Below are 26,087 nucleotides of genomic sequence, written 5' to 3'. Positions count from 1 at the left end.
CTCATTGAACAACCTGTAGGGGTAGAGGCCTTGTTATGGTGTATTGGCCTGAAATGAGCATAAGAATTTGCTTCAGTGCGAGCAGGGTGCGCCGCTGCGATCCGTGATAGCCCTCATGGTTTTATTTGGCTCTGTCAGGTCTACTTTTCATCATAAAAATAGACAGGCTCACCCCCTATTCCCGGCGTTATGCCCCTAAAGAGGTCTACAGGTGATCTATAAATCCATTGCCGAACGATTACGCCTGCGGCTGAATTCGTCGGATTACCACATTGGCAGCCCGCTGCCTGGTGAAAAAATACTGGCGCTGGAATTTGGCGTGGCGAGGATGACCATCCGCAAGGCGATCGACTTGCTGGTAGGTTGGGGATTGGTGGTGCGCCGCCACGGCAGTGGCACCTACGTGACGCGCAAAGATGTACACCACGAAACCACCAATCTGACCGGACTGGTGGAAGTACTGCGTCAACAGGGGAAGGAGGTACACAGCCAGGTGCTGCTGTTTGAAGTGATGCCCGCGCCGCCCGCTATCGCCAGCCAGTTACGCATCCAAATTAATGAGCGGATCTACTTTTCGCGCCGGGTGCGCTATGTCGAAGGCAAACCCTTAATGCTGGAAGATAGCTATATGCCGGTGAAGCTGTTCCGCACTCTCTCGCTGGCGCATCTCGAAGGGTCTAAATTCGACTATATCGAGAAGGAGTGCGGTATTTCCATCAGCGGCAATTACGAAAGCCTGACGCCGGTGCTGGCGGATAAACAGGTAGCAATGGTACTTAATGTTGAAGAACACACGCCGCTGCTGCGTATTACCTCTCTGTCCTACAGCGACAGCGGCGAGTTTCTCAACTATTCCGTCATGTTCCGCAATACCCGTGATTACCAGGTGGATTACCACCTACGGCGCATCCACCCTGATATGTCCTTACCCCAGCCCCCAGAAGATCACCGCCAGTAGCTGCGGGGTGATAATGCGCAGAAACATCACCAACGGATACACCGTGGCATAGGAGAGCGCAGCCGCCCCGCTGGTGGCATGCAGGCCGTTAGCAAAGGCCAGCGCAGGGGGATCGGTCATTGACCCCGCCAGCATGCCGCACAGGGTCAGATAGTTCATCTTCGCCAGCATCCGCGCCAGTACGCCAACGGTGATCAGCGGAATGGCGGTGATAAAAATGCCGTAACACATCCAGTTCAGCCCATCGCCATGCGTCAGCGTGGCGATGAAATCACCGCCGGATTTCAGCCCAACCACCGCCAGGAACAGCACAATCCCCAGCTCACGCAACGCCAGGTTAGCACTCGGCGGCATAAACCAGTACAGCGTGCCTACGCTGCCAATACGCCCGAGGATCAGCGCCATAATCAGCGGGCCGCCCGCCAGACCTAATTTCAGTGCGACCGGAAAACCCGGCACAAAAACCGGTACTGAGCCCAGTAACACCCCCAGCCCGATACCGATAAACACCGGCAGCATTTGCACCTGTTGCAGTTTATGCTGCGCATTGCCGACTTCATTGGCCACCGCTTCAATAGCCGACGGACGGCCGACCAGATTGAGAATGTCGCCAAATTGCAGGCCAGCATCGCTACTGGCGACCAGCTCCACCCCCGCACGATTAAGCCGGGAGATCACCACGTCGTACCGCTCTTTAAAGTGCAGGTCGCGGATTTTTTTCCCCAGCACTTTCTCGTTAGTCACCACCACCCGCTCAACGCGTAAATCCGTCCCGCGTGTCGACAACGAGGTGTCCACCTCCTGGCCGATGACCAGTTGTGCGTTGTGCAGGTCTGCTGGCAGCCCGACCAGGTGTAGCAAGTCCCCGGACTGAATCAGTGTCGTGGGCGAGGGCACCATCAGCAAATCAGCCCTTTTTAACCGCGAGCAGATGATTTTATCGCTGTTGAGAATGGGCACATCCTGAATCGCCATATTGTTGAGGTTCGGGTTTTCGACGCGAATATTGATGGTGCGGATAAGCGACGTGCCGTGACTCAGGGTGGCGTCATGCTGCCGCGCTTCGTCCTCAACGTTGACGCGAAACAGCACCCGCAACAGCCACATGGTCAGCAAAATACCGCAAATCCCAAACGGGTAGGCCATCGCATAGCTCATCCCCATTTGATCAACCGCTGCGCCGGGTACGCCCAAATCGCGCAGGATCTGCTGCCCGGCCCCGAGCGCTGGCGTGTTAGTGACCGCGCCGGAAAAAATACCGAGCACCACTGGTAATGGAATGGCAAAAATTTTATGCAGGATAGCGGTCACCAGGCCGCCGAGGATAACAATCAGAATGGCAAACAAATTGAGCCGCAGACCAGAAACACGCAAAGAGGCAAAAAAACCCGGCCCCACCTGAATGCCGATGGTATAGACAAAGAGGATCAGACCAAACTCCTGCACGAAATGGAGCATCGGACTGCTTAAGGGTACACCCAACTGGTCAACAAAGTGCCCGACAATGATCCCACCGAATAACACGCCGCCAATGCCAAAACCGACGCCGCGTATCTTCACATTACCGATCCACAAACCGACAACCGCGACCAGCGCCAGTATGCTTACTGTTAACGCGATATCACTCATGAATGCTTCCTTCCACATGATGACTATTTCGATTCTGGCAGAGGCAGCCGTGCTTGTATGGGTGATGGCGCACAAAGCGCGCGGCTTTTGTTGCCTCTCGTGATAGCGTCAATGCGGGGGAAGGAGGATATTGGTACAAACGGCGCGCATAAAAAAAGCGCCGACGGGCGGCGCTTTCTTATCGCTGACATTAGCTGGTTAAGGCCGGGCGCTCGCTAATGGCGATACGCTGTGGGGCTGCCGTTTCCGGGAGATTTCGCAGCAGATCAATATGCAGTAAGCCGTTATTGAACGTAGCGCCGGAAACTTCCATAAAATCAGCCAGCGTAAAGCTCAGGCTGAACGGCTGGATGATCAGCCCTTGATGCAGCCATTTCGGTTCGTTGGCGGGTTTTTCCGGCGTCCCTTTGATGGTCAGACGACCGCTTTCCAGTTGGATATCCAGCTCTTCCTGACGGTAGCCCGCCAGCGCCAGGGTAATGCGGTAGTGGTTGTCATCGCCCTTTTCAATGTTGTAAGGCGGAAAGGTCTGTTGCTCAGTGGTGCTTTGCAGCGCGTTGGCCAGTTTGTCGAAACCGATCCACTGACGCAGCAGGGGGGATAAGTCGTAATTACGCATTGTGTTTCTCCTTCAAAGAAGCGAGTAAATACCTGCGAGCACGCGGCTCGCATATGCTCCCTGTCGGCGAGCATGTTCGGAATGGGCCGCCAGCGCGACCCGGAATAAATCAGTTAATTTCGATGCGACGCGGTTTTTTCTCTTCCGGGATCACGCGTTCAAGTTCGACGTACAGCAGACCATTGACCAGGTTAGCACCCTGGACATGGATATTTTCGGCCAACTGGAATTTACGCTCAAAGTTACGTTCGGCGATGCCCTGATAGAGATAGGTACGTTCTTTTTGCTCGGCGGTATGGGAGCCTTTTACCACCAGCAAGTTGTCCTGCGCGGTGATCTCCAGTTCACTTTCAGCAAACCCCGCCACGGCGATAGCAATGCGGTAGTGGTTTTCGTCCACTAATTCCACGTTGTACGGAGGGTAACCGCCATTGCTTTGGCTTTGATTGTTTTCCAGCAGATTAAACAGACGGTCGAAACCAATAGCAGAACGGTAAAGCGGAGAAAGATCGAAGTTACGCATACATAAAGCTCCTGACATCAGCGAGATTGTTATTTGCCTTCCACAATGGACAGGCCATGCAACAGTAGCCAAACACCCTTACGGCGTGTCCCCGGCTCTATTCCTAAAATGTGGCTGGCAGTAATGATTTCAAGGGGCAAATATCGACTTTTTTTTGCACTTTCTGTGGCAACGCTTAGACTGGGGTTACAGCACAAATGGTCAAAGTGCGAATGCCGCCACAGAGCGGAACCCGAACGCTGATTTTTTACTCTGCGGAAAAGCCATAATCGCGGAACGGTGTTCACACTGCCAATAATGATGATTAGCCAATGATGAAAAATATTCTGGTAGTTTTTGTGTTGTTCTGCGGAATGGTGTTATCGGGATGCTCCAGCGTCATGTCGCACACCGGCGGCAAAGAAGGGGTTTATCCCGGCACGCGAGCCAGTTCGGCCATGATGGCGGACGATGACACCGGTATTGGCATGAAATCGCTGGTGGTTCTGGATATGCCTTTCACAGCGGTGATGGACACCTTACTGCTGCCATGGGATCTGTTTCGTCGTGATAACTCAATAAAATCGCGGGTGGAAAAGAGCGAACAGGAAAACTTTGCCACCAATTCCGTTATCCCGCCCGCACCGATGCCCACCCACTAAACTACAGCCCGGTTTCCGTCATCCATAACTGGCGGAAACCGTCCACGTCTTGCATCCACGCAATCTTTTTGCCATCCGGCGAAAAGACCACCGCATCTGCCGACGGCGGATTTGCATGATCGGAAGTCAAAAAGGTTATCTCTCCGCGTTGCGCGTCGCACAGCGCAATACGGTTTTCCAGAACAAATCCCAGCGCCTTACCCGAAGGATGCCAGTTAAACGCCGACTGGATCCCGCTGGTGGTTTGCGTCAGCTGGCGCGGCTCGCCGCCATTCGGGCTGATTAACCAGAGTTGAACAATGCCCTGGTCGTCGCGCATCAGAAACGCAATCTGCATCGCTTGCGGATGGCTGCGCGCCCAGTGACGCGGCACATTCACCAGACCCGGAAAAGGTTTATGGTGGGTAAAGGTCAGACGTTGTTGCACCACGCCCTGCGGCGGTGCGGGCAGGGTATCCGGCGTTCCTTGTAGCGGTGCATCGCCCGCTGTTTTCCAGCCCTGTTCATTGTGAGGGAGCGTAACAATGAATAGCTCCGGCACTTTTTCACCGGTCAGCGACAGCGTGTCGCCAATAAACGCCAGCTGCTGGTTGCTCACCCAGCCCTCTTCGTACGCCCGGTTAATCTGGTCACTACCCGGAACAGGCGCAGGCGTCGTGCGGCTTACCAGCACGCTCCAGTGGCTGCCGCCGTACTCACGAGCATGCGTGCAGGGTGGGTTAACCGGGCCAAATGGCGCAGCAACGCCGACGTTGCGTAAATCCAGCGCCGGGGAACGCTCATGCATAACGTGGTCGTTATAGGTAAAGCTGATGAATTCGCCATTCGGGCTAAAGACATGCACATGTGAGCCACCGCGCAGCGCGCCGGGGGTGTAAGGCGCGGTGATATCCATTGCATCGAGATTATGGGTTGAGCCATTTTCCGTCACCACACCACGGCGATGATGAAAGTCGTATTGCCAGTCGGCGTCCGGGTTCTCCGGGCCATGAATGAAGACGTACTTTTCAGTCTGCGGATTTACCGTTACCACCCCCACATGCGCGCCATCAGGAGCGGTATACAGCACCTCCACCGCCCCGGTCTGCACATTGACTCGCTCGATGGTTTTACCGGTAAACGATGCGCCAGAAGGGCGGACGTCAAACACCAGCCACTGGCTGTCCGGTGTCCAGGTTTGGGTGTTGGTCAGTTGATGATTGCGGGGGGCAAAGGTGAGTTGTTTCATGAAAGTACCCTGAAGCCAAAATATCGCTTCAGGGTATAGCAATGCGCGGCGTTAGCCTACATCTCACTTTATGGTTCTTCACGCGCGTGTTGGCTGAACTCAGTTCAGCGCAAACTTCTCAATCGCGTAAGCAACGCCGTCTTCCAGATTGGATTTGGTGATAAAGTTCGCCACCTCTTTCACCGATGGGATTGCGTTGTCCATCGCCACGCCAACGCCTGCGTATTCAATCATGGCGATGTCGTTTTCCTGATCGCCAATCGCCATGATCTCGTCCGGTTTGATGTTCAAAGCCTCTGCAAGGGATTTCACACCGGTGCCTTTATTGACGCGTTTATCGAGGATTTCGAGGAAGTACGGCGCGCTTTTCAGCACCGTGTATTTCTCTTTCACTTCCTGCGGGATGCGGGCAATGGCCTGGTCCAGGATTACCGGGTCGTCAATCATCATCACTTTGAGGAACTGGGTCGCCGGATCCATTTTTTCCGCTTCGCAGAAGACCAGCGGAATGGTGGCAACGTAGGATTCATGCACCGTGTAGTAGCTGATATCGCGGTTGGCGGTGTAAAGGGTGTTGCGATCCAGCGCGTGAAAGTGCGAACCCACTTCACGGGACAATTTTTCAAGATAGCGGTAATCGTCATAGCTCAGCGCCGTTTGCGCTACGGTGCTACCGTCGCTGGCGTTCTGCACCAGTGCGCCGTTATAGGTGATGCAATAATCGCCTTCCCTCTCCATATGCAGCTCTTTCATGTAGCTGTGAACGCCTGCGTATGGCCGACCGGTGGTGAGCACGACATTGACGCCGCGTTCGCGTGCCGCAGCAATGGCATTTTTAACAGCGGGAGAGATGGTGTGATCGGGCAGCAACAGCGTGCCGTCCATATCGATTGCAATAAGTTTGATAGCCATGAGGTCCCCAGGTGAGATATTTCCGGACTCATGCTAACGCGATTCCGCTCAAAAAACAGCAGCGCGACGGGAGGAAAAAGGGGCCGAAAAGGGGAACCTGGATTCCCCTTTTTCATGCCGGATGGCGGCTTATACCGTATCCGGACTCTGTTACCCGGTCAGAAAGACGATTAAATATCGATATTCGCGGCTTTCAGGGCGTTCTCTTCAATAAAGGCGCGACGCGGTTCTACAGCATCCCCCATCAGGGTCGTGAAGAGCTGATCCGCAGCAATCGCATCTTTTACCGTGACGCGCAACATGCGGCGGCTGTCCGGATCCATGGTGGTTTCCCACAGCTGTTCCGGGTTCATTTCACCCAGACCTTTATAACGCTGGATAGCAAGACCACGACGTGACTCTTTCACCAACCAGTCCAGCGCCTGTTCAAAGCTGGCAACCGGCTGACGACGCTCACCACGTTCGATAAAGGCGTCGTCTTCCATCAGACCGCGCAGCTTCTCGCCGAGGGTGCAAATACGGCGGTATTCGCCACCGGTAACGAATTCGTTATCCAGCAGATAATCGGTATCCACACCGTGAGTACGTACGCGAATGATCGGCTCGAAATGGTTCAGCTCGTTATTCTTGCGCACATCGAACTTCCACTGGCTACCGTGCTGCTCATTCTCGTTCAGATCGCTGACCAGCGCATTTACCCAACGCGTAACCTTCTGTTCCTCAGCGAGATCGGCTTCTGTCAGCGTCGGTTGATAAATCAGCGCTTTCAACAGCGTACGCGGGAAACGACGCTCCATGCGACCAATCATCTTCTGCGTGGCGTTGTATTCAGAGACCATTTTTTCCAGCGCTTCACCCGACAATGCAGGAGCACCTTCGGTGGTGTGCAGCGTTGCGCCATCCAGCGCGATGGAAATCTGATACTGATCCATCGCATCGTCATCTTTGATGTACTGTTCCTGCTTGCCTTTCTTCACTTTGTACAGCGGCGGCTGAGCAATGTAGACATGGCCACGCTCAACGATTTCCGGCATCTGACGGTAGAAGAAGGTCAGCAGCAGCGTACGGATGTGCGAACCATCGACGTCCGCATCGGTCATGATAATGATGCTGTGATAGCGCAGTTTGTCCGGGTTGTACTCATCGCGCCCGATGCCGCAGCCCAGAGCGGTGATAAGCGTCGCCACTTCCTGCGAAGAGAGCATCTTGTCGAAGCGCGCTTTCTCAACGTTAAGGATTTTACCTTTCAGCGGCAGTATCGCCTGATTTTTACGGTTACGGCCCTGCTTCGCAGAACCGCCCGCGGAGTCCCCTTCCACCAGGTAGAGTTCGGACAGAGCCGGGTCACGCTCCTGGCAATCCGCCAGTTTGCCCGGCAGGCCGGCCAGATCCAGCGCACCTTTACGACGGGTCATTTCACGGGCTTTACGCGCCGCTTCACGGGCACGCGCCGCATCGATAATTTTACCGACGACGATTTTCGCGTCAGACGGGTTTTCCAGCAGGTATTCCGCCAGCAGTTCGTTCATCTGCTGCTCTACCGCCGATTTCACCTCAGAGGAGACCAGTTTATCTTTGGTCTGTGAGGAGAACTTCGGATCCGGCACTTTTACGGAAACCACCGCAATCAGACCTTCACGGGCATCGTCGCCGGTCGCGCTGACTTTGGCTTTTTTGCTGTAGCCTTCTTTATCCATGTACGCGTTCAGCGTACGGGTCATCGCGGCGCGGAAACCGGCAAGGTGAGTACCACCGTCGCGCTGCGGAATGTTGTTGGTAAAGCAGTAGATATTTTCCTGGAAACCGTCGTTCCATTGCAGCGCAACTTCAACGCCGATGCCGTCTTTTTCGGTAGAGAAGTAGAAGATATTCGGGTGGATCGGCGTTTTGTTCTTGTTGAGATACTCAACAAACGCTTTGATGCCGCCTTCGTAGTGGAAGTGATCTTCTTTGCCGTCGCGCTTATCGCGCAGGCGGATAGAAACGCCAGAGTTCAGGAATGACAGCTCGCGCAGGCGTTTCGCCAGAATTTCATACTCAAATTCGGTGACGTTAGTGAACGTTTCATAGCTCGGCCAGAAACGCACCATGGTACCGGTTTTTTCGGTATCGCCCGTTACGGCCAGCGGAGCTTGCGGCACGCCGTGTTCATAAATCTGACGGTGGACTTTGTTATCGCGCTGGATAACCAGCTCCAGTTTCTGCGACAGGGCGTTTACCACGGAAACGCCTACACCGTGTAGACCGCCGGAAACTTTATAGGAGTTATCATCGAATTTACCGCCTGCGTGCAGTACGGTCATGATCACTTCCGCCGCAGACACGCCCTCTTCCGGGTGAATACCGGTCGGAATACCGCGACCATCATCCTGTACGGAGACGGAGTTATCGCTATGGATGGTGACAACGATGTCTTTACAGTACCCTGCGAGCGCTTCGTCGATAGCGTTATCTACCACCTCGAATACCATATGGTGCAGACCGGTGCCGTCATCTGTATCGCCGATATACATACCCGGGCGCTTACGCACCGCATCCAGCCCTTTCAGGACTTTGATACTGGAGGAGTCATAAGAATTCGACATCAACGTTTCTCGCTCATTTAGTCTTGGGTTAATCCGTTATTTTACCCTTTTCCACGGTGAACATCTTCGAATTTTTGTCCGACATGTCCATCACGTGTTCGGCGCTGATCGCGCTGACAAAAACCTGTGACTGCGTCGCTTTCAGGCGGCTGGCTAACAACCCACGCTTCGCGTCATCAAGTTCTGAGGCAAAATCATCTATCAGGTATAAACAGCGTCGTCCGCTCTCGCGGGTTAAAAACTCCCCCTGCGCCAGACGCAGTGCGCACATCAGAAGTTTCAACTGCCCGCGCGACAGCGTATCTTCCACCGGCGCGCCGTCCGCACGAATACGGAAATCCGCTTTATGCGGGCCGTGAGCGGTGTAGGTCAGCATGCGGTCGCGCTCAAAATTGCGCTCCAGCACCTCACCGTAATCGGTCTCTTTTTCCCACCCGCGCTGAAAACCAAACGTCAGGGAAAATTCAGGTAAAAATTGTTGGCAGGTATCGGCCATATCTTCGGCAATGGCTGCGCTGTATTCGGCGCGCCAGCGGCTGATCTGCTCAGCCAGGGGGATCAATTCTTTATCCCATGGGCGTAACTGTGCGTAATGCGTTACCTGGCGCAATGCGGCATTGCGCTGTTTCAGCAAGCGTTTGAGATTGCTCCAGGCGGTGAAAAAACCGGCTTCGTTGTGAAAACATCCCCAATCAAGGAACGCTCTTCGGTATTTGGGGCCACCGTTAAGGAGGGTAAACCCCTCGGGCGTAATCAGTTGCATCGGCATTAACAGCGCCAGTTCCGCCACTTTGTGGCCGTCGGTGCCATCAATACGTACTTTGCTGTCGCCGAGCTTATCTTTTGTCAGACCAATAGCCGTTTCGCGCTCTTCCCCCTGCAAACGACCATGCAGAACAAACGCTTCCTGTTCATGACGGATCACACGACCGATTTGCAAACTGCGAAACGCCCGACCATGTCCGAGCGTATAGATAGCTTCGAGAACGCTGGTTTTACCGCTCCCGTTGGCGCCGACCAGGAAATTAAAGCCTGGAGATAACGCGAGATCTGCGTTCTCGATATTACGGAAGTCTTTAATCAGAAGGCGGGTCAGTGACATAGTTCAGGGCATCAGTCCAGGGGCGTGAGTGTCGCAGCCAGTTCGTTTACCGCCAGCGCACAGAAAGCGGAGCGTACACGAAGTACGCGAGCATTTCGAGCACTGCCGGAAGACGAAATGGCAAGTAAACCAGCCCCTTTACAGATTCTACAAGCGCATTGGCATAACGACATAGGCCGCGCTTTGGCTCGCCGCATCTTCAATCTGTACGCTGGAAACGGAGTCAGTCAGCAGTATACGGACATTTTCGCACTTCAGCGCATTCAGGACATCCAGCACATAGCTAACGTTAAAACCAATTTCCATCTCGCTACCGGCATAGGTGACATCAAGAAACTCTTCTGCTTCTTCCTGTTCCGGGTTATTGGCAGTGATTTTGATCTGATTCTCGCTCACGTACAGACGCACGCCGCGGAATTTCTCGTTCGAGAGAATAGCGGCACGGGCAAAGGCCTGCTTCAGCAAATCACAGCCTGCTTCCAGCGTTTTGTCCGGATTCTTCGGCAATACGCGGCGATAATCCGGGAAACGGCCATCAACCAGCTTGGAAGTAAAAATAAAATCGCCAACGTGTGCGCGAATATTGTTGCTGCCAATCTGCACGCGCAGCGGGGTATCGCCGCCATCGAGCATGCGCATCAGCTCAATCACGCCTTTACGCGGCACGATCACCGAATGGTTTGGCAATGATTCGCCAATCGGCATGGAGCAGACAGCCAGACGGTGCCCATCCGTAGCAACGGTACGCAGCTCTTCGCCTTCAGTTTCGAACAGCATGCCATTTAAGTAGTAACGCACGTCCTGATGCGCCATGGAGAACTGCGTCGCTTCGATCAGGCGTTTCATTGTCGCCTGCGGTAGCGTGAACTCCACTTCGCTTTGCCAGTCATCCAGATTCGGGAAGTCAGCAGCGGGCAGCGTGGAAAGGGAGAAACGGCTGCGCCCGGAACGGATCAGCATACGCTCGCCTTCCAGCTGCACGGCGATTTCCGCACCTTCCGGCAAACCACGGCAGATGTCGAAAAACTTACGCGCCGGAACCGTTGTCGCACCTTGTTCATGTGGCTGGATCAACGCAAGGCGTGCCACCATCTCCATTTCGAGATCGGTTCCGGTCAACGACAGCGCACCTTCGGTCACCTGAAGCAACAGATTTCCGAGGATCGGCAACGTAGGGCGTCCACCCAGTGGGCCGCTTACCTGTTGCAGCGGCTTTAATAAATGTTCACGTTCAACGGTAAATTTCATAGCGTCACGAAGATAATGTTCTGATTAAATTGGAAAAATCTTCTTTGATATCATGGCTTTCTTCACGCAACTGCTCAATCTTACGGCAGGCATGCAGCACGGTAGTATGGTCGCGGCCGCCAAACGCGTCGCCGATTTCCGGCAGACTGTGGTTGGTCAACTCCTTTGCCAGCGCCATCGCCATCTGGCGCGGGCGGGCTACCGAACGGGATCGGCGCTTGGACAGCAGATCCGCCACCTTGATCTTGTAATACTCCGCCACCGTCTTTTGAATATTGTCGATGGTGACCAGTTTTTCCTGTAGCGCCAACAGATCCCGCAGCGCTTCGCGCACGAAATCGATGGTGATGGCCCGTCCGGTGAAATTGGCGTTAGCAATCACGCGGTTCAGCGCCCCTTCCAGCTCACGCACGTTAGAACGCAGACGTTTCGCAATAAAGAAAGCCACTTCCCCGGGCAGACGAATGTCGTTCTCGTCTGCTTTTTTCATCAGGATCGCCACGCGGGTTTCCAGTTCCGGCGGTTCGATCGCAACGGTCAGGCCCCAGCCAAAGCGCGATTTCAAACGATCCTCAACGCCGTTGATCTCTTTCGGATAACGATCCGAAGTGAGAATGATCTGCTGATTACCTTCCAGCAGCGCGTTAAACGTGTGGAAAAACTCTTCCTGGGATCGTTCTTTATTAGCAAAGAATTGGATATCGTCAATCAGCAACGCATCTACGGAACGGTAGTAGCGTTTAAACTCTTCGATCGCATTGTTTTGCAGGGCTTTTACCATGTCCTGGACAAAACGCTCGGAGTGCATATACACCACTTTCGCATTGGGCTTGCGCGCCACAATGCCGTTGCCCACCGCATGCAGCAGGTGAGTCTTACCGAGACCAGTTCCGCCATATAAAAACAGCGGGTTATAGGCGCCGCCGGGGTTGTCTGCCACCTGGCGGGCTGCCGCACGGGCGAGCTGGTTTGATTTACCTTCAACAAAGTTATCAAAGGTATGTTTGACGTTAACGTTGGAGCGGTAAGTCGGTTCCGCCGGTGCGGGCACATTGTCCCAGCCTGGACGCGCTGCAGGCGCGGCGCGCTGTACAACCACTTGCGCTGCTTGCGCTGGCGCGGCAACGCTGGCGGGTTCCCTCAGCGTCTGGCTGACCGGGCGGGTGCCGACTTCAAAATGCAGTTGTGGGGCGTCCGTACCGCAGAAGTCATTCAGCAGTCCATTGATATTGTTGAGATACTTGTCTCTAACCCAATCGAGGACAAAACGGTTTGGCGCATACAAAGCCAGCGTGTTATCGCTCAATTCCGCCTGCAAAGGGCGTATCCACATACTGAATTCTGTGGCTGGTAACTCATCCTGCAATCGGGCAAGACACTGCTGCCAAAGCGAAAGTGACACGGCGGACTCCACTCGAACGAAAATCGATAAATAGTAAAGACAGAAACATTAATGTTTTTTGACACACATCGATAAGACCCAACCGGGTGACGTGCGAACCGCTATTTACGGTTTTTGCCCTGTTCACGATCCTGGATCGCGATCGGGACCGCGGATCATAGCGTAAACCGCGGCAGAGATCTTCTGTTTCTCACAGATTCTTCACGATTTATCCACAGGGCGATTCTGAACCGGGTCAGTGTAAACGATCCAGAGAGAGGAGCGGGACGATTTAGGCCGCATATTGGAAAATTTAATGAGTAACGACGATTTATTGCTTAAACGATCTAACGAAGATCCTGGAGGATCCTTGCGCTTTACTGCCGTCCCCGTATAATCCTGCCCCCGGCGCGTTATGCTCTTATGCAGTCGTCGAATGCTGCTTATTTTTCGCGCAATTATGTGCGAAAATACGTGCGCTATAAGGAAAGAGAATTGACTCCGGAGTGTACAATTATTACAATCCGGCCTCTTTAATTACCCATGGCTTGCGCGCCAGTCGTTCGATTTCCGTTCAGGCATACGCAAAAGTCAGTGAATTTATTCAAGTTTAGGTAGAAACCGCCATGAAACGCACTTTTCAACCGTCTGTACTGAAGCGCAACCGTTCTCACGGCTTCCGTGCTCGTATGGCTACTAAAAATGGTCGCCAGGTTCTGGCTCGTCGTCGCGCTAAAGGCCGCGCACGTCTGACCGTTTCCAAGTAATAAAGCTAACCCCTGAGTGGTTAAGCTCGCTTTTCCCAGGGAGTTACGTTTGTTAACTCCCACTCATTTCACTTTCGTCTTCCAGCAGCCACAACGGGCTGGCACGCCGCAAATCACCATCCTCGGCCGCCTGAATTCGCTGGGGCATCCCCGTATCGGTCTTACCGTCGCCAAGAAAAACGTCAAACGCGCTCATGAACGCAATCGGATTAAACGTCTGACGCGTGAGAGTTTTCGTTTGCGCCAGCATGAACTGCCGGCAATGGATTTTGTGGTGGTGGCAAAGAAAGGGGTTGCCGACCTCGATAACCGTGCTCTCTCGGAAGCGTTGGAAAAATTATGGCGCCGCCATTGTCGCCTGGCTCAAGGGTCCTGATCGGCCTGATTCGGGTCTATCAACGCCTGATTAGTCCACTACTCGGGCCGCACTGCCGTTTCACGCCAACCTGCTCTCACTATGGAATTGAGGCATTGCGCAGGTTTGGAGTGATAAAAGGCAGTTGGTTGACAGTGAAACGCGTATTAAAATGCCACCCTTTACACCCGGGTGGAGACGATCCCGTCCCGCCAGGACCTTCTAAAACCAGAGAACACTAACGATGGATTCGCAACGCAATCTTTTTATCATCGCTTTGTTGTTCGTGTCTTTCATGATCTGGCAAACGTGGGAGAAGGATAAAAATCCTCCTCCGGCGCAACAGCAGACCACGCAGACTACGACCACCGCAGCGGGTAGCGCAGCCGACCAGGGCGTACCGGCCAGTGGCCAGGGGAAACTGATAACGGTTAAAACCGATGTGCTTGAGCTGACCATCAACACCCGTGGTGGTGATGTTGAGCAGGCACTGCTTCCGGCTTATCCGAAAGAACTGGGTGCCAGCGAGCCGTTCCAGTTACTGGAAACCACACCGCAGTTTATCTATCAGGCGCAGAGCGGTCTGACGGGTGCTAACGGTCCGGATAACCCGGCAAATGGCCCGCGTCCGCTGTATAACGTGGAAAAAGATGCGTTTGTACTGGCTGACGGCCAGAACGAACTGGCGATCCCGCTGACCTATACCGACGCTGCTGGCAACACATTCACCAAAACATTCACGCTGAAACGCGGTGAATACGCGGTGAACGTAGGCTATAACGTGCAGAACGCCAGTGATAAACCGCTGGAAGTGGCTACCTTCGGTCAGTTGAAGCAATCCATCAATCTGCCGTCACATCGCGATACAGGCAGCAGCAACTTTGCGCTGCATACCTTCCGCGGCGCGGCCTACTCCACGCCTGACGCGAAGTATGAGAAATACAAGTTCGACACCATTGCCGATAACGAAAACCTGAACGTCAGCGCAAACAGCGGTTGGGTTGCAATGCTGCAACAGTATTTCGCTACAGCGTGGATCCCGCGCAACGATGGTACGAACAACTTCTATACCAGCAACCTGGGCAATGGCGTTGCAGCCATCGGCTACAAATCGCAGCCGGTGAGCATCGCACCAGGCCAGACTGCATCGCTGAACAGCACCCTGTGGGTGGGTCCGGAAATTCAGGACAAAATGGCAGCCGCTGCACCGCACCTGGATCTGACTGTGGATTACGGTTGGTTGTGGTTTATCTCTCAGCCGCTGTTCAAACTGCTGAAATGGATCCATAGCTTCCTGGGTAACTGGGGCTTCTCCATCATTGCAATCACCTTTATCGTTCGTGGCATCATGTACCCGCTGACCAAAGCGCAGTACACCTCCATGGCGAAAATGCGCATGCTGCAGCCAAAAATTCAGGCCATGCGTGAGCGTTTGGGTGAAGACAAGCAGCGTATGAGCCAGGAAATGATGGCGTTGTACAAAGCGGAAAAAGTGAACCCGCTGGGTGGCTGTTTCCCGCTGCTGATTCAGATGCCAATCTTCCTGGCGCTGTACTATATGCTGATGGGCTCTGTTGAGCTGCGCCATGCGCCGTTCGCACTGTGGATCCATGACCTGTCCGCACAAGACCCGTACTACATCCTGCCGATTCTGATGGGCGTAACGATGTTCTTCATTCAGAAGATGTCGCCGACCACCGTGACCGACCCGATGCAGCAGAAGATCATGACCTTTATGCCGGTCATCTTCACGGTGTTCTTCCTGTGGTTCCCATCAGGTCTGGTGCTGTACTATATCGTCAGCAACCTGGTGACCATTATTCAGCAGCAGCTGATTTACCGTGGTCTGGAGAAACGTGGTTTGCATAGCCGCGAGAAGAAAAGCTCCTGATACGCGTTAAGATTCAGACAAGGCGGTCATCTGACCGCCTTTTTTATTTTGAGGTTTCGGAAAACAAACCATGAGCCATAACGACACGATTGTCGCCCAGGCAACCCCACCGGGACGCGGTGGTGTGGGCATCTTGCGTATTTCCGGCCGCCAGGCGCGCGACGTTGCGCAGGCGGTATTAGGCAAACTGCCAAAACCGCGTTATGCCGACTATCTGCCGTTCCTGGACGCTGATGGCGCAGCGCTGGACCAGGGCATTGCGCTGTGGTTCCCAGGGCCAAACTCCTTTACCGGTGAAGATGTACTGGAACTGCAGGGCCACGGCGGCCCGGTGATCCTCGATCTGCTGTTAAAACGCATTCTGACGCTGCCAGGGCTGCGTATTGCCAGACCGGGTGAATTTTCTGAACGCGCATTTCTCAACGATAAGCTTGATCTGGCGCAGGCTGAAGCCATCGCCGATTTGATTGATGCCAGCTCTGAGCAGGCAGCACGTTCAGCGCTGAACTCATTGCAAGGGGCGTTTTCCACCCGCGTGAATCACCTGGTGGAAGCACTTACTCACCTGCGCATCTATGTCGAAGCAGCGATCGATTTCCCGGATGAAGAAATCGATTTTCTCTCGGACGGAAAAATTGAAGCGCAGTTGCACAGCGTGATTGCCGATCTGGATGCCGTGCGCGCTGAAGCACGCCAGGGAAGTCTGCTGCGCGAAGGGATGAAAGTGGTGATTGCCGGCCGCCCAAATGCCGGAAAATCAAGCCTGCTGAATGCGCTGGCCGGGCGGGAAGCCGCTATCGTGACCGATATCGCCGGCACCACTCGCGACGTGTTGCGTGAGCATATCCATATTGATGGCATGCCGCTGCACATTATCGATACCGCAGGTCTGCGTGAAGCCAGTGATGAAGTCGAGCGTATCGGCATCGAACGCGCGTGGCTGGAGATTGAGCAAGCGGACCGGGTACTGTTTATGGTGGATGGCACCACGACTGACGCGGTTGACCCGGCGGAAATATGGCCAGATTTTATTGCCCGTTTACCGGCGAAATTACCGATTACGGTGGTGCGTAACAAAACGGATGTTACCGGCGAGCAACCAGGCATGAGCGAAGTGAATAGCCACTCACTTATACGCCTCTCTGCGCATACCGGCGAAGGCGTCGACACGCTGCGTCTTCATCTCAAGCAAAGCATGGGATTCGACACTAACATGGAAGGCGGGTTCCTGGCACGCCGCCGCCACCTGCAAGCGCTGGAAACAGCGGCGGAGCATCTGCAACAGGGTAAAGCGCAACTGCTTGGCGCATGGGCTGGTGAGCTGCTGGCTGAAGAGCTTCGCCTGGCACAGCAGAGCTTGAGTGAGATCACCGGCGAGTTTACCTCCGATGATTTACTCGGTCGTATTTTCTCCAGTTTCTGTATCGGTAAATAACCCTTTCCCACTGCTCACCGAACGGCCGTTTTAGCGGCCGTTTGCTTCCCTGGCGGCCAAATTTCGTAAAGTACGCAGGATTGGCTAAAGAAAATGTAAATATGGTCGCTTAGGACTTTTCAGATGCGAATTTCCGCATTAAAACCTATCCAGTATGGGCGATAATATTGATTATCGATTCGATTCATCCAGACCATTATCACGGAGCGAAAAATGGCTACGCATTTTGCAAGAGGGATTCTTTCAGAAGGACATCTCGTCTCTACCCGACTCCCGGTAACCTGTCATGACAGCGCTCGTCAGCTCCCCGAACATCGACGCTCACGTTTCCTCGCGTCCAGGGCCTTACTCGCCGAAATGATGTTTATGCTGTACGGCATCAGCGAGTTGCCGGAGATTGCTATTGAAGCCAGCGGAAAACCCGCCTTTGCCGACAGCAGCCTGCCGCAGTTCTCGCTGTCCTATGCCGGAAACATGGTGGGCGTTGCGCTAACAACAGAGGGTGAATGCGGTCTGGATATGGAGCTTCAACGCGCGACACGGGGTTTCCATAACCCGCACGGGCAAAAGCAGCCTCTATTCACAGGCAATGAACAGTTGTGGATCAATAACCAAAGCGATCCGAATGAAGCACAAACTCAGATTCTGACACTGCGCCAAAGCGTGATGAAGCTGATTCATCAGATGCAGGATGATCCCGGGCAGTTACAGCTTTTGCCAGGCTCCGGTCGACTTCGCGTGGCGCAACTGGCGCAAGTGGAAGTGATGTGTGATGCTGAAGACGTGTTGATTTGGTCGGTGGCCGTCGCCCCCGCCATCGAAAGCCTTAAAATCTGGGAATTTGATAGTCAAAAAGGGTGGCGTTACCTTGCCGATGTACAAACGCGCGCCAACGATCCCGCCTCCCGTCTGATGCGATTCACCAGCTTACCTGCCGAAAAAGCCCTGATCCTTAACTGATCCGTTAGCAAGGAGTCATCATGTCTGCTGAACTCACTGTTGTGACACTGCTTGGGAGTCTGCGTAAAGGCTCTTTTAATGCCATGGTTGCACGTACGTTGCCCAAGCTTGCGCCTGCGGGAATGACTATCACACCGCTGCCCTCGATTGCTGATATCCCACTGTATGATGCCGATATACAACAGGAAGAAGGATTTCCGCAGAGCCTGGAAGCCATTGCCGCACAAATCCGCGCAGCGGATGGTGTGGTTATCATCACCCCTGAATACAACTACTCAGTGCCGGGTGGCCTGAAGAACGCCATAGACTGGTTATCACGCTTGCCGGAACAGCCGCTCGCCGGGAAACCTGTATTGATTCAAACCAGTTCAATGGGCGCAATCGGCGGTGCACGCTGCCAGTATCATCTGCGCCAAATCCTCGTCTTTCTCGATGCAATGGTGATGAATAAGCCTGAATTTATGGGCGGAGTCATCCAGAACAAAGTGGATCAGCAGACGGGGGAAGTGGTTGATCAAAGCACGCTTGATCATCTGAGCGGGCAACTTACCGCTTTCGGAGAGTATATCCAGCGCGTTAAGCGGTAATCGGTTTTCCCTCTCCCGGCAAGGGAGAGGGAAATGCAGATTAATGCGCGTCGATAAAGACGATTTTCAGCAAGAACAGCAGTGCGACAACAATGACGCACGGGCTGAGATCGCGCAGGCGCCCCGTCCCGATTTTCATCACACAGTAAGAGATAAAGCCCAGCGCGATACCTTCAGTAATGGAGAAACTGAACGGCATCATCACCGCAGTGATAAACGCAGGTACCGCTTCTGTCAGATCTTCCCACTTCACACGCGCCAGGCTGGATGTCATCAGCACACCAACATAGATCAGCGCACCCGCAGCAGCGTAGCCCGGCACCATCCCCGCCAGCGGCGACAGGAAGATAACCAACAGGAACAACAAACCCACCACAACGGCAGTCAGGCCGGTACGACCACCGACAGACACGCCGGAAGAAGATTCGATATACGCCGTAACAGAAGAGGTTCCGATAAAGGACCCGGTAACGGAAGAGATACTGTCAACGAACAGCGCTTGTTTCATGCGCGGAAACTTGCCGTTTTCGTCCACCAGCCCGGCTTTGTCAGTAACACCGATCAGCGTACCGGAGGAGTCGAACAGGTTCACCAGCATAAAGGAGAAGATCACGCCAGCCAGACCAATATTAAACGAACCGGCCAAATCTACGTTGCCAACCACGCTGGCCACACTCGGCGGTGCGGAAACAATACCGTGATATTGCACATCACCCAGCAACCAGCCCAGCAGCGTGGTCACCACGATGGAAACCAGCACTGCGGCGTGAATATTGCGGGATGCCAGAATCGCAATGATGAAGAAACCGAGGACGCCCAGCAGAACGCTGTGGGAAGTCAGGTTACCAATGCTCACCAGTGTTTCTTTGTTCGCGACAATGACACCGGCGTTTTTCAGACCCATCATGCCAATAAACAAACCGATACCGCTGGTGATCCCCACACGCAGGCTCACCGGAATATTGGCAATCATCCAGTAACGGACGCGGAAAAGGGTCAGCAGCAACAGGCCAACCGCCCCCCAGAAAATGGCACCCATACCCACTTGCCAGGACAATCCCATGGCGCCCACCACCACAAACGCGAAGAAGGCGTTCAGGCCCATCGCCGGTGCCAGCGCTACCGGCAGGTTGGCAACCAGTCCCATCAGGATGCTACCAAATGCAGCAATCAGGCAGGTGGTAACGAATACTGCGCTGGTGTCCATCCCGGCGACGCCCAAAATTTGTGGGTTAACAAAGACGATATACACCATCGTCAAAAACGTTGTGAAACCGGCGATCACTTCGGTACGTGCCGATGTGCCGTGTTCGCGCAGTTTAAACACGCGGTCAAGCAACCCCTGGCCCGATGCCTGGGTAGTGTGTTGTTGGCTCATTATCAATTTCCGGAATAGGAGGGAAAATTCGTCGCTATCCTATACCAAAATGAGACAATGTTGACGGTTATCACACACTTTTTTTCATTGAATTTGCTTATACGGCAACGATTGCGTCCCGCTATCTGCGTTAAGTAAACGTTAAACTCGCAACAAAACAGGAAACAGCATGTCCCACATTGAAGCGGTTTTTTTCGACTGTGACGGCACCCTGGTCGACAGTGAAGTAATTTGCTCACGCGCTTATGTGCATATGTTTAAAGAATTTGGCATCACGCTGGCGCTGGAAGAGGTCTTTAAGCGCTTTAAAGGTATGAAACTGTACGAAATTATTGATGTCATCAGCGCTGAATATGGTGTAGCTCTGGCGAAAAGCGCGCTGGAGCCAGTGTACCGCGATGAGGTCGCGCGTCTGTTTGATGCCGAGCTGGAAGTGATTGCCGGCGCGGGCGCACTGCTGGATGCTGTTAGCGTGCCGATGTGCGTGGTCTCCAACGGCCCGGTCAGCAAAATGCAGCACTCTTTAGGTAAACTGGGTCTGCTGCATCACTTTCCGGACACGCTGTTCAGCGGTTATGACATCCAGCGCTGGAAGCCCGATCCAGCGTTAATGTACCATGCGGCAAAAGCGCTGAATGTTAATCCGGTAAACTGTATTCTGGTGGACGACTCCACTGCCGGAGCACAATCAGGTATTGCGGCGGGTATGGAAGTGTTTTACTTCTGCGCCGATCCGCATAACCAACCTATCGATCACCCGAAAGTGACTACGTTCACTGATTTAGCGCAGTTGCCAGAGCTGTGGCGCGCACGCGGGTGGCATGTTACGCGTTAACCAAAACCACTAAACAGGACGTTTTTATGGCCCAGGCAACCCGACCACTTCCGGTCTTTAAATACCACCCACATCCCCTGGACACCGGGGTGTTTTCTGATGACAAAACGGTCACCTGCGCCTGCTGCCAGCAGCCGACCGCGATTTATTACACCAATCCGTTCTACACCACCGAAGAGATCGATTACCTTTGCCCGTGGTGTATCGCTGACGGCGCAGCCGCGCAAAAGTTTGGCGGCAGTTTTCAGGACGAATCCAGTGTGGATGGCGTTGAAGCGGAGTACGACAACGACGGCGAATTCACCGGGTTCAAAAATCCCTGGCCGGAAGACCGTCTCGTTGAGCTGACCGAACGCACACCGGGTTACTGCGGCTGGCAACAGGAGTACTGGCTGGCGCATTGCAACGACTTCTGCGCTTTTGTGGGGTACGTCGGCTGGAAAGAAATTGCCGATAAACTCGATCAGTTTGCCGACCTGCAAGCCGACTGCTATGCATTTGGTATGGACTACGAGAAACTGCCTGAGTACCTTCTCGATGGCGGCGACTGCCAGGGTTACCTCTTCCGCTGCCTGCATTGCGGAAAACTACGCCTGTGGGCGGATTTATCCTGACGGAGTATACCCATGCCAGAATTACTTGAGCGCTACCAGGGCACGCTTCTCGGCCTGGCAGCCGGGGATGCCGTGGGCACTGCCGTTGAATTTAGCCCGAAAGACAGCTTTCCCCCGGTAACGGATATGGTAGGCGGCGGCCCGTTTCACTTACAAGCCGGGCAGTGGACGGATGATACCTCTATGGCCCTGTGCCTGGCGGAAAGCCTGACGACCTGCCGGGGTTTTGATGCCAGAGATCAGATGAACCGTTACCTTAACTGGTGGAAATGGGGCTATTTCAGCTCCACGGGCCACTGTTTTGATATCGGTATGACTGTTGCGGGGGCGCTGCAAAAATTTGCCAGCGATGGCGAACCGTTTGCCGGTTCCAGCGATCCACGAACGGCCGGAAACGGGTCGTTGATGCGTCTTGCTCCCGTCGTGCTGTGGTATTTCCCGGATGCGCAGCAGGTGCTGGAGTATGCCGAAGCCTCATCGCGTACTACCCATGCCGCCCCGGAAGCCGTCGCCAGTTGCCGCTTATTTGCACAGATGCTGATCAATGCGCTGAGCGGTATGAGCAAGCAGGAGATCCTGACACATATCCCGCAACTGCCGCAGCAAGAAAAGCTGCGCCACATCGCTGAAGGCCGCTATTTGCAGAAAACGCGAGCGGATATCGTTGGCACCGGTTATTGCGTACAGAGCCTGGAAGCCGCGCTCTGGTGTTTCGCAAAGGGCGGTGATTTTGAGGAAACGATTCTTCTGGCTACCAACCTTGGCGACGATGCCGATACCACGGCCGCGATTGTCGGGCAGTTAGCCGGCGCGTATTACGGCGTGAACGGTATTCCGCAACGCTGGCGCGATAAACTGTGGCAGTATGAGGATATCGATAATCTGGCGAGAAAACTGCTGGTGAAATCAGCCTGAGACACTCACCCCCTCCGTAGCGAGGGGGTGATATTGCCGCATTACTCTTTCGGATCTTTCCCGGCAAGCAGCTTATCCAGCTCATCACCGCCGACATGACGGAAGTCCTGCCCCTTCACGAAGTAGAAAATGTATTCGCAAATATTCTGGCAGCGGTCACCAATACGCTCGATAGAGCGGGCGCAGAACAGAGCAGTCAGGACGCTCGGGATAGTGCGGGAATCTTCCATCATGTACGTCATTAACTGACGCACGATGCCTTCGTATTCCTGATCCACTTTTTTATCTTCGCGGTAGATGCGTACCGCTTCATCCAGATCCATGCGGGCGAAGGCGTCCAGCACATCATGCAGCATTTGCACGGTGTGGCGGCCCAACGACTCCAGACTCACCAGCAGAGGCTGATGCTGCTGCGAGAATTTCTCCAGTGCGGTACGGCAAATTTTATCCGCCACATCGCCAATACGTTCCAGCTCAGCAATAGTTTTAATAATTGCCATGACCAGACGCAGGTCGCTCGCCGTAGGCTGGCGTTTGGCAATAATACGCACACAGGCTTCATCGATGGTCACTTCCATCATGTTGACCTGTTTATCACCTTCGACGACGCGCTTTGCCAGCTCACTGTCCTGGTTGTGCATCGCGGTGATCGCATCAGAAAGCTGCTGCTCCACCATTCCACCCATGGTCATTACCTGAGTGCGGATACTTTCCAGTTCAGCGTTGAACTGCCCGGAAATATGTTTGTTAAGGTTGAGGTTGTCCATGGTTCAACTCCAAATGCCCGACAGATTTCACGTTAAAACAAGGCGTTTACGCCTTTGCGGTTCGGGCATATCAACCGTAGCGCCCGGTAATATAGTCTTCGGTTTGTTTCTTCTTCGGCTTGGTGAACAGATCATCCGTATTACTGAACTCAATCAGTTCGCCGAGATACATAAACGCCGTATGATCGGAGCAACGCGCAGCCTGCTGCATGTTGTGGGTAACGATCACGACGGTGTAATCCTCTTTAAGCTCAGTAATCAGCTCTTCAATACGACCCGTTGAAATCGGGTCCAGCGCTGAACAGGGCTCATCCAGCAACAGCACTTCCGGGCGAATCGCGATACCGCGTGCAATGCACAGACGCTGCTGCTGACCACCGGAGAGAGAGTACCCACTCTGGTGCAGTTTATCCTTGGTTTCGTTCCATAATGCGGCTTTGGTCAAAGCCCACTGCACGCGCTCGTCCATATCGGCGCGGGAGAGCTTCTCAAACAGACGCACGCCAAAGGCGATATTGTCGTAAATCGACATCGGGAACGGCGTCGGCTTCTGGAACACCATGCCCACTTTTGCACGCAACAGCGCGATATCCTGGGTATTGGTGAGGATGTTATCGCCATCCAGCAGGATTTCACCTTCAGCGCGCTGCTCCGGGTAGAGCTCAAACATCTTGTTAAAGGTACGCAACAGCGTGGACTTGCCGCAGCCTGACGGCCCGATAAACGCAGTCACCTGATTTTTAGCGATATCCAGGCTGATGTTTTTCAGTGCATGGAATTTGCCGTAATAGAAGTTCAAATCGCGAACCTGAATTTTGCCCGGCGTCGTATCAACCATACTCATTTATCTCTTTCCTCAACTCGACGCCGCTTATCGCCGCGTCGCAAAAAATTAACCGTGTTTACTCTTCGCGAAAATGACGCGCGCCAGAATATTCAGCAACAGTACACAGAGAGTGATAATCAATACCCCGGCCCAGGCCAATTCTTGCCATTCGGCAAACGGGCTCATAGCGAATTTGAAAATCGTCACCGGCAGGTTAGCGATAGGCTGCATCATGTCGGTACTCCAGAACTGGTTAGAAAGCGCAGTAAACAGCAACGGCGCGGTTTCACCCGCAATACGTGCAACCGCCAGCAGCACCCCCGTCATAATCCCGGAGACGGAGGCCTTCAGGGTAATCGCCGCAATCATCTTCCATTTAGGCGTTCCCAGCGCATACGCCGCTTCACGCAGGCTATCCGGTACCAGTTTCAGCATGTTTTCCGTGGTGCGGATAACAATAGGCACCTGCAACAGCGCCAGCGCAATCACGCCTGCCCAGCCGGAGAAGTGCTGCATTTGCGCGACCACAATGGTGTAAACAAACAGCCCCACCACAATAGAAGGCGCAGACAACAGGATATCGTTGATAAAGCGGATCACTTCCGCGAGCAGCGACTTACGGCCATACTCGGCCAGATAAATCCCCGCCATAATGCCCAGCGGTGTACCGATGACGGTTGCCCACAGAATCAGCAAACCACTGCCCGCCAGAGCGTTCGCCAGACCGCCACCCGCCGTATTCGGCGGCGGTGTCATTTCAGTGAACAGTGCCAAAGACATGCCATCAAAGCCGCGTGCCACGGTAGAAAAGAGGATCCAGACCAGCCAGAACAGACCAAACACCATGGTCGCCATCGACAGCGTCAGGGCGATACGGTTTTTCATGCGACGACGCGCCTGCATTTTGCGGCGCGACTCGGCTAATTGCACCGTGCTTTGCATTTCAAGCGTTGCCATCAGCGCGCCCCCTCGTTTTTCGCCAGTCGCAGGATCATCACTTTAGAAATGGCCAGCACAATAAAAGTGATCACAAACAGGATCAGTCCCAGCTCCATTAGCGCGGCAACATGCAGACCGGATTCCGCTTCGGCGAATTCGTTCGCCAGTGCGGAAGTGATACTGTTGCCCGGCATAAACAGCGAAGCGCTATCGAGTTGGTAGGTGTTACCGATGATAAAGGTTACCGCCATGGTTTCGCCCAGTGCGCGGCCCAACCCCAGCATAATGCCGCCAATCACCCCGTTTTTCGTGAACGGCAGCACGATGCGCCAGATCACTTCCCAGGTGGTGCAGCCAATGCCGTACGCCGACTCTTTCATCATCACCGGCGTTTGTTCAAACACATCGCGCATAACCGCCGCAATGTAAGGAATAATCATGATCGCGAGGATCACCCCGGCAGCCAGAATGCCAATACCGAACGCCGGCCCGGAAAACAGCGCGCCCACAAACGGAATGGTGGAGAGCACATTACCCACCGGCTCCTGGAAATAGGTGGCGAACAGCGGAGCAAAGATAAACAAGCCCCACATGCCATAGACAATACTGGGGATAGCCGCCAGCAGCTCAATCGCAATACCAAGCGGGCGTTTCAGCCAGTTTGGCGCCAGTTCGGTCAAAAACAGCGCGATGCCGAAACTCACCGGAACCGCGATCAGCAGCGCGATAACTGAGGTGACGATAGTGCCGTAAATCGGTACCAACGCACCATAAATGTCATTCGGAGCATCCCACTCTTTGGTCCACAGGAATGAGAAACCAAACTTCTGAATGCTTGGCCAGGCGGAGAAAATCAGAGACACAATAATGCCGCTGAGCAGCAATAACACAATCAGCGCAGCCAGTTTTACCAGTGCGCTGAAAATCATGTCGCCTTTTTTTCCCGGAGGGTTAAATGCCGGCTTGGTTGCAGCCATAAATTACTCTTCAGT

At 54.0% G+C, this 26,087-nt stretch carries 26 protein-coding genes; 12 read left to right on the top strand and 14 right to left on the bottom strand.

Annotation, left to right across the window (positions count from 1 at the left end):
* The first annotated feature begins 211 nt into the window (after window positions 1–211).
* On the top strand, window positions 212–958 hold the full coding sequence (locus tag ABGA49_RS06765) for a GntR family transcriptional regulator (protein ID WP_061492409.1): 747 nt from the start codon (window positions 212–214) through the stop codon (window positions 956–958).
* Here ABGA49_RS06765 and ABGA49_RS06760 read toward each other — a convergent pair.
* The 3 genes from ABGA49_RS06760 to ibpA all read right to left on the bottom strand — a co-directional run bounded on the left by ABGA49_RS06760 (window position 926) and on the right by ibpA (window position 3,729).
* Entirely contained in the window at window positions 926–2,587 is a 1,662-nt protein-coding gene (locus ABGA49_RS06760; protein ID WP_061492408.1) for a putative transporter, read from the bottom strand. The genes ABGA49_RS06765 and ABGA49_RS06760 overlap by 33 nt on opposite strands.
* 190 nt (window positions 2,588–2,777) lie before the next feature.
* A complete protein-coding gene (ibpB, locus tag ABGA49_RS06755) occupies window positions 2,778–3,206 on the bottom strand; it encodes a small heat shock chaperone IbpB (protein WP_061492407.1) in 429 nt (142 codons plus the stop codon).
* 109 nt (window positions 3,207–3,315) lie between these two features.
* A complete protein-coding gene (ibpA, locus tag ABGA49_RS06750; protein WP_061492406.1) occupies window positions 3,316–3,729 on the bottom strand; it encodes a small heat shock chaperone IbpA in 414 nt (137 codons plus the stop codon).
* A 311-nt stretch (window positions 3,730–4,040) separates the two neighbouring features.
* Here ibpA and ABGA49_RS06745 point away from each other — a divergent pair, with 311 nt between their 5' ends.
* On the top strand, window positions 4,041–4,370 hold the full coding sequence (locus tag ABGA49_RS06745; protein ID WP_061492405.1) for a YceK/YidQ family lipoprotein: 330 nt from the start codon (window positions 4,041–4,043) through the stop codon (window positions 4,368–4,370).
* A 1-nt stretch (window position 4,371) separates the two neighbouring features.
* Here the strand turns inward: ABGA49_RS06745 and ABGA49_RS06740 are convergent, their stop codons facing one another.
* From ABGA49_RS06740 to dnaA, 6 genes are all read right to left on the bottom strand, one after another.
* Complete coding sequence (locus ABGA49_RS06740) at window positions 4,372–5,598, bottom strand: DUF3748 domain-containing protein (protein ID WP_347665335.1); 1,227 nt, start codon at window positions 5,596–5,598, stop codon at window positions 4,372–4,374.
* Window positions 5,599–5,697: 99 nt separating this feature from the next.
* Entirely contained in the window at window positions 5,698–6,510 is an 813-nt protein-coding gene (gene yidA / locus ABGA49_RS06735) for a sugar-phosphatase (protein ID WP_061492403.1), read from the bottom strand.
* Window positions 6,511–6,680: 170 nt separating this feature from the next.
* On the bottom strand, window positions 6,681–9,095 hold the full coding sequence (gene gyrB, locus ABGA49_RS06730; protein ID WP_061492402.1) for a DNA topoisomerase (ATP-hydrolyzing) subunit B: 2,415 nt from the start codon (window positions 9,093–9,095) through the stop codon (window positions 6,681–6,683).
* 28 nt (window positions 9,096–9,123) lie between these two features.
* Window positions 9,124–10,197 (bottom strand): DNA replication/repair protein RecF, encoded by a 1,074-nt coding sequence (gene recF, locus ABGA49_RS06725; protein WP_061492401.1) that lies wholly within the window; start codon window positions 10,195–10,197, stop codon window positions 9,124–9,126.
* A gap of 147 nt (window positions 10,198–10,344) precedes the next feature.
* Window positions 10,345–11,445 carry a DNA polymerase III subunit beta gene (gene dnaN / locus ABGA49_RS06720; RefSeq protein WP_061492400.1) on the bottom strand — a complete coding sequence of 367 codons (1,101 nt, stop codon included), beginning with the start codon at window positions 11,443–11,445 and terminating at the stop codon, window positions 10,345–10,347.
* Window positions 11,446–11,449: 4 nt separating this feature from the next.
* Window positions 11,450–12,847, bottom strand: a complete 1,398-nt coding sequence (gene dnaA, locus ABGA49_RS06715) for a chromosomal replication initiator protein DnaA (protein ID WP_061492399.1) — start codon at window positions 12,845–12,847, stop codon at window positions 11,450–11,452.
* A gap of 605 nt (window positions 12,848–13,452) precedes the next feature.
* Between dnaA and rpmH the strand changes: the two genes are divergently transcribed.
* From rpmH to ABGA49_RS06680, 7 genes are all read left to right on the top strand, one after another.
* Window positions 13,453–13,593: a 50S ribosomal protein L34 gene (gene rpmH / locus ABGA49_RS06710; protein WP_000831330.1), complete on the top strand. Its 141-nt coding sequence runs from the start codon at window positions 13,453–13,455 to the stop codon at window positions 13,591–13,593.
* 16 nt (window positions 13,594–13,609) lie between these two features.
* Window positions 13,610–13,969: a ribonuclease P protein component gene (gene rnpA, locus ABGA49_RS06705; protein WP_017458071.1), complete on the top strand. Its 360-nt coding sequence runs from the start codon at window positions 13,610–13,612 to the stop codon at window positions 13,967–13,969.
* The gene (yidD, locus tag ABGA49_RS06700; protein ID WP_071890658.1) at window positions 13,933–14,190 is read left to right on the top strand and encodes a membrane protein insertion efficiency factor YidD; all 258 of its coding nucleotides are present in this window, start codon (window positions 13,933–13,935) and stop codon (window positions 14,188–14,190) included. Before rnpA ends, yidD begins: the two co-directional genes overlap by 37 nt.
* 2 nt (window positions 14,191–14,192) lie before the next feature.
* The gene (gene yidC / locus ABGA49_RS06695) at window positions 14,193–15,839 is read left to right on the top strand and encodes a membrane protein insertase YidC (protein WP_061499662.1); all 1,647 of its coding nucleotides are present in this window, start codon (window positions 14,193–14,195) and stop codon (window positions 15,837–15,839) included.
* Window positions 15,840–15,909: 70 nt separating this feature from the next.
* A complete protein-coding gene (gene mnmE / locus ABGA49_RS06690; protein WP_088236955.1) occupies window positions 15,910–17,274 on the top strand; it encodes a tRNA uridine-5-carboxymethylaminomethyl(34) synthesis GTPase MnmE in 1,365 nt (454 codons plus the stop codon).
* Window positions 17,275–17,487: 213 nt separating this feature from the next.
* On the top strand, window positions 17,488–18,234 hold the full coding sequence (locus tag ABGA49_RS06685) for a hypothetical protein (RefSeq protein WP_061499657.1): 747 nt from the start codon (window positions 17,488–17,490) through the stop codon (window positions 18,232–18,234).
* A gap of 20 nt (window positions 18,235–18,254) precedes the next feature.
* Window positions 18,255–18,821: an NADPH-dependent FMN reductase gene (locus ABGA49_RS06680; protein ID WP_347665334.1), complete on the top strand. Its 567-nt coding sequence runs from the start codon at window positions 18,255–18,257 to the stop codon at window positions 18,819–18,821.
* Window positions 18,822–18,861: 40 nt separating this feature from the next.
* Here ABGA49_RS06680 and ABGA49_RS06675 read toward each other — a convergent pair whose 3' ends face one another.
* Window positions 18,862–20,199 carry an NCS2 family permease gene (locus ABGA49_RS06675; RefSeq protein ID WP_061499651.1) on the bottom strand — a complete coding sequence of 446 codons (1,338 nt, stop codon included), beginning with the start codon at window positions 20,197–20,199 and terminating at the stop codon, window positions 18,862–18,864.
* 169 nt (window positions 20,200–20,368) lie between these two features.
* On the opposite strand from ABGA49_RS06675, the gene yieH reads away from it, so the two are divergent.
* From yieH to ABGA49_RS06660, 3 genes are read left to right on the top strand one after another with little or no spacing between them, the layout of a single operon-like run.
* Window positions 20,369–21,034: a 6-phosphogluconate phosphatase gene (gene yieH / locus ABGA49_RS06670; protein ID WP_061499648.1), complete on the top strand. Its 666-nt coding sequence runs from the start codon at window positions 20,369–20,371 to the stop codon at window positions 21,032–21,034.
* A gap of 26 nt (window positions 21,035–21,060) precedes the next feature.
* Window positions 21,061–21,648: a PF03691 family colicin E2 tolerance protein CbrC gene (gene cbrC / locus ABGA49_RS06665; RefSeq protein WP_061499646.1), complete on the top strand. Its 588-nt coding sequence runs from the start codon at window positions 21,061–21,063 to the stop codon at window positions 21,646–21,648.
* Between the two features lie 12 nt (window positions 21,649–21,660).
* Complete coding sequence (locus tag ABGA49_RS06660; RefSeq protein ID WP_061499643.1) at window positions 21,661–22,563, top strand: ADP-ribosylglycohydrolase family protein; 903 nt, start codon at window positions 21,661–21,663, stop codon at window positions 22,561–22,563.
* Window positions 22,564–22,604: 41 nt separating this feature from the next.
* Here the strand turns inward: ABGA49_RS06660 and phoU are convergent, their stop codons facing one another.
* From phoU to pstC, 4 genes are all read right to left on the bottom strand, one after another.
* Window positions 22,605–23,330 (bottom strand): phosphate signaling complex protein PhoU, encoded by a 726-nt coding sequence (phoU, locus tag ABGA49_RS06655; RefSeq protein ID WP_088236958.1) that lies wholly within the window; start codon window positions 23,328–23,330, stop codon window positions 22,605–22,607.
* 70 nt (window positions 23,331–23,400) lie between these two features.
* A complete protein-coding gene (gene pstB, locus ABGA49_RS06650; RefSeq protein ID WP_061499637.1) occupies window positions 23,401–24,174 on the bottom strand; it encodes a phosphate ABC transporter ATP-binding protein PstB in 774 nt (257 codons plus the stop codon).
* 48 nt (window positions 24,175–24,222) lie between these two features.
* Complete coding sequence (gene pstA / locus ABGA49_RS06645; protein WP_061499635.1) at window positions 24,223–25,113, bottom strand: phosphate ABC transporter permease PstA; 891 nt, start codon at window positions 25,111–25,113, stop codon at window positions 24,223–24,225.
* Entirely contained in the window at window positions 25,113–26,072 is a 960-nt protein-coding gene (pstC, locus tag ABGA49_RS06640) for a phosphate ABC transporter permease PstC (RefSeq protein WP_061499632.1), read from the bottom strand. The genes pstA and pstC overlap by 1 nt, the downstream gene beginning before the upstream one ends.
* Between the last annotated feature and the right edge of the window lie 15 nt (window positions 26,073–26,087).

The sequence above is a fragment of the Kosakonia sp. WA-90 genome (assembly GCF_039871955.1).
In the GTDB taxonomy this organism is placed as follows: domain Bacteria; phylum Pseudomonadota; class Gammaproteobacteria; order Enterobacterales; family Enterobacteriaceae; genus Kosakonia; species Kosakonia oryzendophytica.
This window is presented reverse-complemented; position numbering and strand designations above follow the sequence as displayed.

Coding starts and splice junctions, on each gene's coding strand:
- ABGA49_RS06760 (WP_061492408.1), bottom strand. CDS start 2,587: ATGAGTGATATCGCGTTAACAGTAAGCATACTGGCGCTGGTCGCGGTT.
- ibpB (WP_061492407.1), bottom strand. CDS start 3,206: ATGCGTAATTACGACTTATCCCCCCTGCTGCGTCAGTGGATCGGTTTC.
- ibpA (WP_061492406.1), bottom strand. CDS start 3,729: ATGCGTAACTTCGATCTTTCTCCGCTTTACCGTTCTGCTATTGGTTTC.
- ABGA49_RS06745 (WP_061492405.1), top strand. CDS start 4,041: ATGATGAAAAATATTCTGGTAGTTTTTGTGTTGTTCTGCGGAATGGTG.
- ABGA49_RS06740 (WP_347665335.1), bottom strand. CDS start 5,598: ATGAAACAACTCACCTTTGCCCCCCGCAATCATCAACTGACCAACACC.
- yidA (WP_061492403.1), bottom strand. CDS start 6,510: ATGGCTATCAAACTTATTGCAATCGATATGGACGGCACGCTGTTGCTG.
- gyrB (WP_061492402.1), bottom strand. CDS start 9,095: ATGTCGAATTCTTATGACTCCTCCAGTATCAAAGTCCTGAAAGGGCTG.
- recF (WP_061492401.1), bottom strand. CDS start 10,197: ATGTCACTGACCCGCCTTCTGATTAAAGACTTCCGTAATATCGAGAAC.
- dnaN (WP_061492400.1), bottom strand. CDS start 11,445: ATGAAATTTACCGTTGAACGTGAACATTTATTAAAGCCGCTGCAACAG.
- rpmH (WP_000831330.1), top strand. CDS start 13,453: ATGAAACGCACTTTTCAACCGTCTGTACTGAAGCGCAACCGTTCTCAC.
- yidD (WP_071890658.1), top strand. CDS start 13,933: ATGGCGCCGCCATTGTCGCCTGGCTCAAGGGTCCTGATCGGCCTGATT.
- yidC (WP_061499662.1), top strand. CDS start 14,193: ATGGATTCGCAACGCAATCTTTTTATCATCGCTTTGTTGTTCGTGTCT.
- mnmE (WP_088236955.1), top strand. CDS start 15,910: ATGAGCCATAACGACACGATTGTCGCCCAGGCAACCCCACCGGGACGC.
- ABGA49_RS06685 (WP_061499657.1), top strand. CDS start 17,488: ATGGCTACGCATTTTGCAAGAGGGATTCTTTCAGAAGGACATCTCGTC.
- ABGA49_RS06680 (WP_347665334.1), top strand. CDS start 18,255: ATGTCTGCTGAACTCACTGTTGTGACACTGCTTGGGAGTCTGCGTAAA.
- ABGA49_RS06675 (WP_061499651.1), bottom strand. CDS start 20,199: ATGAGCCAACAACACACTACCCAGGCATCGGGCCAGGGGTTGCTTGAC.
- yieH (WP_061499648.1), top strand. CDS start 20,369: ATGTCCCACATTGAAGCGGTTTTTTTCGACTGTGACGGCACCCTGGTC.
- cbrC (WP_061499646.1), top strand. CDS start 21,061: ATGGCCCAGGCAACCCGACCACTTCCGGTCTTTAAATACCACCCACAT.
- ABGA49_RS06660 (WP_061499643.1), top strand. CDS start 21,661: ATGCCAGAATTACTTGAGCGCTACCAGGGCACGCTTCTCGGCCTGGCA.
- phoU (WP_088236958.1), bottom strand. CDS start 23,330: ATGGACAACCTCAACCTTAACAAACATATTTCCGGGCAGTTCAACGCT.
- pstB (WP_061499637.1), bottom strand. CDS start 24,174: ATGAGTATGGTTGATACGACGCCGGGCAAAATTCAGGTTCGCGATTTG.
- pstA (WP_061499635.1), bottom strand. CDS start 25,113: ATGGCAACGCTTGAAATGCAAAGCACGGTGCAATTAGCCGAGTCGCGC.
- pstC (WP_061499632.1), bottom strand. CDS start 26,072: ATGGCTGCAACCAAGCCGGCATTTAACCCTCCGGGAAAAAAAGGCGAC.